Below are 8,342 nucleotides of genomic sequence, written 5' to 3'. Positions count from 1 at the left end.
CGGAGGCGGGGCATGCCCCGCCTCTTACACCACATCTCTGCGCGCTACCCTCAGCGAAAGTTTGGCCCGTTTCGATGCACAAAAATGGGATGAATCTTCCCTGGCAACCGCCCAGAAAGATCCACCCCAAAGCAAGCGCTCACTAGAACGTTCCGCCGCCGCCTCCGCCGGCGCCGCCACCACCGCCGCCAGAGAAGCCGCCGCCGCTGCCGCCGCTCGAGCTGTCGGAGCTCGAAGCCAGCTCGCGGATGGTCTCGTGGTACACATCGTTGAACGAATCGAGTGGGGACTCGTTGCCGTAGTGATGGTAATACCACCAGTAGCAGGGGTAGTTGTCGTAGAAATCGTCGCTGTTGCGCAGGTCCGCAGGCACGGCTTCGGCCAGCTGTCGCAGCACTTCTTTCGAAACGCCCAGGGCAACGCCCATCACCAGCAGCTTGTTCCACAAGATCAGGTCGCTGGGGACGGCCTCCTTCAGACGCGTAAAGTCCTCGAGCCAATGCTTGAGCGCCTTGCAGCGAGCCGCCACCTCGGCGCCCTCCGGCGTGTAACGGCGGAAAGTGCAGCTCAGGGCAAAGCCCACGATCGTGACGGGGATCGAGATCATAGCGGCACCGACATTGGCATCCGCAAAGTCGGTATAGATCAGAGAGCCCAGAATGCCAAAGACGATGATGATACCGAGAACCAGGCCGGCCACCATCGCGATGGTGCCATCCGATGCGATAAGCTCGCGCGCCTCCAGCTTGCCCTTAACCGTGCTCTGATAGTCCTCGAGCTTGTCGCCAACAGATGTGGTGCGCTCGCTAGCGTACTCCTCCAGCTCGCTAAACGTGCGCGAACGGACTCCGTCCTTATCGGGCTTAACGCCGGCGAAGAAGACCTTGAGCACATCGCGATCGATGCCGTCCTTCTTGGCAGCCTTCCAGGCCTCGTCGGTCACTGTGATGCGATACGTCTGCTCCTCTTTTTCGCGACGGAGCAGACCCTTCTTCTTGGTCTCGGTCGCTTCTTCCAGCTTGATCACGCGGTCGTCGGTGAGCTTCATAAGCGTGGCGATATATGCCTGATCGGGCACGTCGTTCCAGCTCATGAGAGCTGCAAGCACCGCGGGATGGTCGGCCGAGGGCACATCGCGGAAGTACTCGTCCTGGAAGAGCGGCTTGGGCTTGGGCCTGCGCAGCTTAAGCATCACGATCACACCGGTATAGGCAACCGCCACGACAACACACACCACGGCAATCGCGCTGGCAACCGCACGCGCGTGCTCACGGCGGGCGTTAGCTTCGTCGGCCCATTCCTTCTCTTCGCTCAGGATCGTTGACATGCGCTCTTCGCCCGAGGCGGCAAGCTGCGGCACCCAGTCGCTGGGGAAGGCGATGCGTGCCTCGGCGAATTCGCCCTGATGCACGCAGGGAATGGTATAGGTGACCATGGGCTCGTCCTCATCGAGCGACACGTCGCCCGTCAGCGGACCGTGGCCCCATGCGCGGAAGTTATCGCCCTTGACGGCAGCCGTCCCGGCAGCGGCATTTGCGAAATACACTTCCATCTCGACGTCATCGGAATCCGCCGACCAGCCGTCACCCACAAATTTCCAGTAAAGCTCGGCGGTATCGGCCCAGTTCATAACCGCACCGGTCATGGAATAACTCACGTAGTAGATTGCGCTGTCGCCGCTCTCGTGGGGGCTGAACACCTTAATCTTTACGCCGTCGTCGGACTGTTCCACCGTGTAAACGCCGTCGTCGCCTTTGTTTGCGCTGTCGACCTTGTTAAACGCAGTGTCGTCTTCCTCGACGCTTAGCACATTGACGACCACCGAGCCGCCTTGCTGGTTAGAGCCTGTATTGATATCCCAATACACGCCGTTGATGTCGTCGTCGAAATCGAACTGGCGTCCCTCGACAACGGTCAGCGAGCCATCGGCCTCAACCGTGGCGCCGATGTAGGTTTGGCTCATGGAGTAGCCGTCGGCGTGCGCGGCGGCAGGCAGCAGCAACAACGCAAGCGCGACGAGTGCGCAGACGGAAGCGAATCGCGCAAACAGGCGGCGCTGCCGACAGGGCTGGGCAACGGGGGCGTTCATAGGCACATCCTTTGTCTGTGGTACCAGTAGCGTCATTGTCCCACGTTTGCGGGCTCATGTGACGAACATCTAGGCCAGCGGAGTATCAAACGGGACGAAAGTCACGTCCACGGCCGGCACTTGGGGACGTTCCTTATCTGCCGGCAGTCTGGGACACTCCTTGCCATGGCCCGCGCCAGCAGCAGACACCACTTCACAGCTCCGTCACAGGTGTAGCGGCTTTGTGTTGCCGCTAAAACGCTGATTGAGCCTGCGGGCGAAGGGCATAAAGCAGTTGAGCGAAAACGGTTTGCCCCTTTCCCGTTCGCTCGAGGATCATGTCCCCCTTTTCCGCGGAAACCCCGGCAGTTGCGAAGAGCTGCCGGGGTTTCTGTCGTCTTAGGTGCCGAGTTGATGGACAGGTATCAAAGCACCGAGTCTGCGACCCGCCATACGCAATGAGGGGCCTCGACAACTTGCGGACCACAGTGACGCCTCCCCATCGCGCCCCGCGCTATACTCGTCCGCATGGATATCAAAGCACGCAACATAGCAACGCCCGCCGTGGCCACGTCGACGGCGACTCCCTCTCCCACCCCCGTCGTGGGCCGCTTTGCCCCGTCGCCCTCGGGCCGCATGCACCTGGGCAACGTGTTCAGCTGCCTGTGCGCGTGGCTTTCGGCCCGCAGCCAGGGCGGCAGTATCGTGTTGCGCACCGAGGACCTGGACGATCGCTGCAAGCGTCCCGAACTTGCGGCCCAGCTGATCGACGACCTGGCCTGGCTGGGTCTCGAGTGGGACGAAGGCCCCTACTACCAGCACGATCGCCTGGATCTGTACGAAGCCGCCTTGCGCCAATTGCAAGACGCCGGCCTCACCTACCCTTGCTTTTGCACGCGCGCCGAGCTCCACGCCGCGAGCGCACCGCACGCCAGCGACGGCACGCCCATCTATCGCGGCGCCTGCCGTGCTCTTTCGGCCGAAGAGGTTGCCCGCCGCAGCACCCTGCGCGCCCCGGCCACGCGCCTGCGCGTACCCACGGTCGATGACCTCGCCGACGATGTGGTCGAGTTCGTAGACCGCACGTACGGCGCCCAATGCGAGGCGCTCGCCACCGAGTGCGGCGACTTTTTGGTGCGCCGCAGCGACGGCGTATTTGCCTATCAGCTGGCCGTAGTGGTCGACGACGCCGCCATGGGCGTCACCGAGGTCGTGCGCGGATGCGACCTGCTGGGCTCCACGCCCCGCCAGATCTACCTGCAGCATCTGCTGGGACTTGCCACGCCGCACTACGCGCACATTCCGCTGCTCATGTCGGCGGACGGCCGCCGCCTTTCCAAGCGCGACCGCGATCTGGACCTGGGCGAGTTGCGCACCCGCTTTGCCACGCCCGAAGCACTGCTGGGCTGGCTCGCCGGGCAAACGGGCATCGCGCCAGACACCACGCCGTGCTCCGCCGAGCAGCTGGTCGAACACTTTAGCTGGAACGTCATTCGCGCACACCGCGAGAACATCACCATCATGGCCGAGTAACCAAACGCCCCGCCCCTACGCAACGTCCCAGGGCTGGAGTTCATCGCCCAGGCGAACGATGCAGTCGTAGAGCACGGTGTGGCGCTCGGCCGGGTTGGCATCCCGATGAAAATGCCCGTAGTACCAGCGCTTGTAATCCAGGCGGCCTTCTAGCTCGTCGAAAAATGCCGTAAGCCGATCGACATCGGGGTAATTCCAGCCAGGTGCCGGATAGAGCGTGGGCGAGAGCATGCGCGTGGAACAGGTGTGGGTGATTACGTAGTCGACCTTCCAGCCCACGCTATCGAGCTTTGTCCGCGCTTCCTCAAAGTTGCGCTCACCCGGCAGCTCCTGCGGCCACCAGCTGGAATACGGCACGCGGTATTCCTTGTCCACGCTCGTGGCGCCGCCCATGGTAAAGATCGTTGAGCCGTCGAGCTCAAAGACCTCGCCGCGCGTCAGGCGCCGTATGGGCGAGGTGTCCGATAGGCGCTGTGTCAGCCCACCGTGCCACAACTCCATGGGACGCTCCGCCCAGTGATCGAAGCGCTCGTGGTTGCCGTCGACGAACAGCACGGTATAGGGACGCGACTCGAGCCACGCGATATCGGCGCATTCCTCGGCAGAGAAATCCCACGGAAAGCCAAAGTCGCCCGCGATGATGAGATAGTCGTCGCTCGAAAGCGAGTCGCCGCGTTCCCAATCGCGCAGCTTTTGCATGTCGATGCCACCGTGGACATCGCCCGTCACATAAACCGTCATCGGATTGCCACTTCCCTCTTATAGGCTTCGAGATCGCGCTCAACCTGCTCATCGCCCGTGGCGTTGACCCACCACGGCCATTTAGCGCAACACACCGGCTCATCGACCTGCGCAAACCAAGACTTGAGCTCCTCCAGGCTCACCGGGGCGTAGCCGTTGGCGTCCACGCCCACGTCATAGCGCCGCAGCCCCTGCCGAAGGTTGAACGTGTTGTACGCGCCGCCGCAGCTGTGGATATGCCCGTGAAGATGCCAGCCGCCGTGCGACATACCCTGCCAGTCGGCCATAGGATAGTGACTCAGTACGATTTTTTGACGGTCGATCTTAAGCACGCAAATGGGCGGCTCGACGATCAAAGCATCCGCCACCGCAGGCTGCGTCCAGTCTTTGTCGTGGTTGCCGGGCAGCAGATGGACGCGCTTGCATGCGATGCTTTTGCGCAGTTCGTAGGTTTCTTGGACCGTCATCTTAAAGCTAAAGTCACCCAAAATGTAAAGCTCGTCGTCCACAGCGACTTTGCCATTAATGCTAGCGACCATGTCGTCGTTCATCTGCGCAACAGTCGACCAAGGCCTATCGGCGAGCCGTAGCACGTTCTCGTGTCCAAAGTGCGTATCGCTGGTAAACCAGATCATGGGGACCTCCTAAGGCTGCGGGGCGTCCATCCCTTAGGGCTTACCCTTCGTTCTTCCATCCAAACGGGTCAAACACCCAAAAAACTAGATCGAGTACGCCACCGGTCATCATGGCACCGGCAAGGGCGATGCAAACGTGCAGAGAGCTGGCACTTCGAAGCACGTCGAACGGCCTCAGAACAGCCAATAGCGCGACCGCTGCGCCGGCAAGGCACAGCGCGAGGCACAGCCCCGCGTCCTTAACACATTTCTTTGCGAGATGCTTGGTGTTGTCACTCATCGATTTCGAGCTCCTTAGAGAATCGTTGCTCAGGTTCATGCCGCCGCGGAGGAGTTGGCAGCAGGTTAAGTGTCACATGTCGTGCGGACACCGCTTGCAAGCCCTCGTATCAAAAGTCGCCCAAAACACGAACGATCGATCTGCTATCCTGGCGCAAACGTAGTCTTTCGAAAGGCCTGGTGAAATGGTTGCTCAGCAGCAGATTGATATTGAATTCGATTCGCTTACACGCGAGAACGATTCACCCAAGCTCATCGCCAACTCGAAGGCGACCGGCGGAACACTACTATCCGTTATCGAAGAGCAGCTCTCGACCTGCAGCTCCTTTGACTTTTGCGTTGCGTTCGTCGCGGACGGCGGTTTGCAGATCCTGGTCGAAGCATTCCAAGAGCTCAAGCAACGCAACATTAAGGGCAGGTTGCTCACATCCACCTATCTCAACTTCAACTCACCCGATGCGTTTCGCAAGCTCTTGGAGTACGACAATATCGAAGTCCGCGTGTTCCAAGGAAATTTGCACGCTAAGGGATACATTTTTGATAAAGGCGAAACCAGCACGGTTATCGTCGGCAGCTCGAACATGACGCAGACCGCCCTCACCTGTAATAAAGAATGGAATGTGCTCTACCAGACCGTTGAAAACAGCCGCCTGCTCGGAGAACTTAGAGGCGAGTTCAATTCGCTGTGGAACGACACCTCAACCGTTGCACTTTCCCAAGACTGGATTGATAACTACGCCACGTATCGAATGACCCATCCGCCAAAAACTAAATCGAAACCGACATTCAAATCTAGTGAGACGCCGACGCAAAATGACCTCGCTGAAATCAAGCCCAATAAAATGCAGCAGCGTGCCCTCGAAGCGCTTGGAGCGATCCACCGCAAGGGCGAAACTCGTGCTTTGCTGGTCTCTGCCACGGGTACAGGTAAAACCTTCCTTTCAGCTTTCGACGTACTCGCAACTAAACCCCGGCGCGTCCTCTTTCTTGCGCACCGCCGGCGCATTATTGACGCCTCCCGCGCAAGCTACGAACGGCTCTTAGGTAGTGCCTATACGTTCGACACCTATCAAACTGGCAAGAATACAAGCAAAGCCACCTGCGTGTTTGCCATGTGTTCTTCGGTCGCCAAACATTTGAGCGATTTCTGTCCCGATGAGTTCGACTACATCGTCATCGACGAGGCCCACCGCACGGGATCCCAGGGCTACCAATCCATCATGTCGCACTTTACGCCTCGGTTTTATCTGGGCATGACCGCTACACCCAATCGCACCGACGGCTATGACGTCTTTGCCCTTTTCAATCACGTCATCGCGTTCCAGATCACGCTGCAGGACGCTTTGGCCGAGGAGATGCTTGCCCCCTTCCATTATTTTGGCATTCACGATCTGGAGATTGACGACGAAACGGTCGAAGATACCGCCTTGTTCGGACGCTTAACATCCGACGAGCGCGTGCGTCACATCGCCGAGAAGATTGAGGAATATAGCGTCACCAAAAGCAACCGCAGGGGCTTAATCTTCTGCAATCGAAACGCCGAGGCCGAAGAACTGTCACGCAAGTTCAACGCTCTCGGATATCGAACAACTGCGATTAGCGGTCAAGATTCCGATGAGGTCCGCGATGTCGCAATCAGCCGACTTGAAGCCGGCGAGCTCGAGTACATTTTCTCGGTTGATATCATGAACGAAGGCGTCGACATCCCCTCGCTCAATCAGATCATCATGCTTCGACGCACCGACTCCGCAATCATCTTTATTCAGCAGCTCGGCCGTGGCCTGCGCTTGGACAGCGGCAAGGAATACGCACTGATACTCGACTTTATTGGCAATTACCAGAGCAACTTCTTGGTACCCATCGCGCTTTCGGGCGACAAGACGTACAACAAAGATCGCCTGCGTCGTCTCGTCCAAGAGGGCGATTCGGTGATACCCGGATGCTCGACCGTGAGCTTCGATCGTATTTCCGAGGCACGCATTTACAAGGCCATCGATGGCGGCAACTTTACCTCCGCCCGCTTTTTGAAGAACGAATATCTCGACTTGCGGCAGAAGCTCGGAAAGATCCCCTCGCTGCTCGAATTTGATCGCAACGGCTCTATCGACCCGCTACTCATCTTCAAAAGCAGCAAGTCCTACCACGATTTTCTTTCCAAATGTGAGCCGGACTACACGGTCCAGTTTTCCTCGGACCAGATCAAAATCCTCAGATTTATTTCTCAAAAACTTGCCGCGGGCAAGCGATTTGAAGATCTCTATTTGCTTCAAACGCTCGTCGAAGCCGGACACGAGGGCTACCGGCATATGCGCGAGGCTGCGCTTAGGAACTACCGCGCACAACTTAAGGACAGCGCCGTTAGGTCGGCAATCGCAGTCCTTAAGGGCGACTTTGCCACTCCTAAGGATTTCGTTTCCCTGCTTATTGACGATGGAACCGGACCTCGTCTGACCGAAGCGTTTGCGACCGCCCTGCGCAACGCAGAGTTCAAGCGTCAGATTCTTGAAGTGCTGGATTTTGGTATTGCGCGCAACCGACTCGACTATGCCGAGACGTACGAAAACACAAATTTCGTTCTCAACGCCAAGTACACATACGAGGAGGTTTGCCGCCTGATGAACTGGGAAAAGAACATCAACGGCCAAAATCTTGGCGGCTATTTCTACGACGAGAAGACCAATACATTCCCCGTGTTTATTAACTATGACAAGGCGCCCGACATTAGTGAGTCAATTCAGTATGAAGACCGCTTTGTTTCGCCGAGTAAGCTAGTTGCAATCTCTAAGAACAACCGTACGCTCAACTCCCCCGAGATTCAGCGCCTGAAGACATGGCCGGAAAACGGCCTGAAGACGTATTTGTTTATGCGAAAGAACAAGGACGATAAGGGTGGCAAGGAGTTCTATTTCTTAGGCGAAATGCATCCGACCGGTGAGTTCGAAGCTATTAAAACTAAGAGCGGCGACAACGCCGTTGAAATCGAATATGAGCTCAACGCACCCGTGAGGCAAGACATTTACGAGTTTATGCTCAGCGATTTGAGCGAGGCAGAGTGACAAAAAGGGGCGAGGCACCATGTGGCGCCC

At 58.2% G+C, this 8,342-nt stretch carries 6 protein-coding genes; 2 read left to right on the top strand and 4 right to left on the bottom strand.

Annotated elements, in window-relative coordinates; translation table 11 throughout:
• Nucleotides 1-142: 142 nt before the first annotated feature.
• On the bottom strand, nt 143-2,089 hold the full coding sequence (locus tag DW754_RS10995; RefSeq protein WP_158561645.1) for a DUF2207 domain-containing protein: 1,947 nt from the start codon (nt 2,087-2,089) through the stop codon (nt 143-145).
• A 507-nt stretch (nt 2,090-2,596) separates the two neighbouring features.
• Here DW754_RS10995 and gluQRS point away from each other — a divergent pair.
• Entirely contained in the window at nt 2,597-3,601 is a 1,005-nt protein-coding gene (gluQRS, locus tag DW754_RS08960; RefSeq protein ID WP_255413527.1) for a tRNA glutamyl-Q(34) synthetase GluQRS, read from the top strand.
• A gap of 15 nt (nt 3,602-3,616) precedes the next feature.
• Here gluQRS and DW754_RS08955 read toward each other — a convergent pair whose 3' ends face one another.
• Genes DW754_RS08955 through DW754_RS08945 form a run of 3 tightly spaced genes read right to left on the bottom strand, consistent with a single transcriptional unit; the run spans nt 3,617 to nt 5,257 of the window.
• Nucleotides 3,617-4,342, bottom strand: coding sequence for a metallophosphoesterase (locus DW754_RS08955; protein WP_117759454.1), 726 nt, complete (start codon nt 4,340-4,342; stop codon nt 3,617-3,619).
• Nucleotides 4,339-4,977 (bottom strand): metallophosphoesterase, encoded by a 639-nt coding sequence (locus DW754_RS08950; RefSeq protein WP_117759452.1) that lies wholly within the window; start codon nt 4,975-4,977, stop codon nt 4,339-4,341. The genes DW754_RS08955 and DW754_RS08950 overlap by 4 nt, the downstream gene beginning before the upstream one ends.
• A gap of 40 nt (nt 4,978-5,017) precedes the next feature.
• The gene (locus DW754_RS08945; protein WP_117759451.1) at nt 5,018-5,257 is read right to left on the bottom strand and encodes a hypothetical protein; all 240 of its coding nucleotides are present in this window, start codon (nt 5,255-5,257) and stop codon (nt 5,018-5,020) included.
• A 184-nt stretch (nt 5,258-5,441) separates the two neighbouring features.
• Between DW754_RS08945 and DW754_RS08940 the strand changes: the two genes are divergently transcribed.
• The gene (locus DW754_RS08940) at nt 5,442-8,312 is read left to right on the top strand and encodes a DUF3427 domain-containing protein (protein WP_117759449.1); all 2,871 of its coding nucleotides are present in this window, start codon (nt 5,442-5,444) and stop codon (nt 8,310-8,312) included.
• Nucleotides 8,313-8,342 lie beyond the last annotated feature (30 nt).

Origin of the sequence: Collinsella sp. AM29-10AC (assembly GCF_003469085.1) — a bacterium.
Taxonomy (GTDB): domain Bacteria; phylum Actinomycetota; class Coriobacteriia; order Coriobacteriales; family Coriobacteriaceae; genus Collinsella.
Note: the sequence above shows the minus strand (reverse complement) of the source record. Positions and strands in the feature narration are given on the sequence as shown.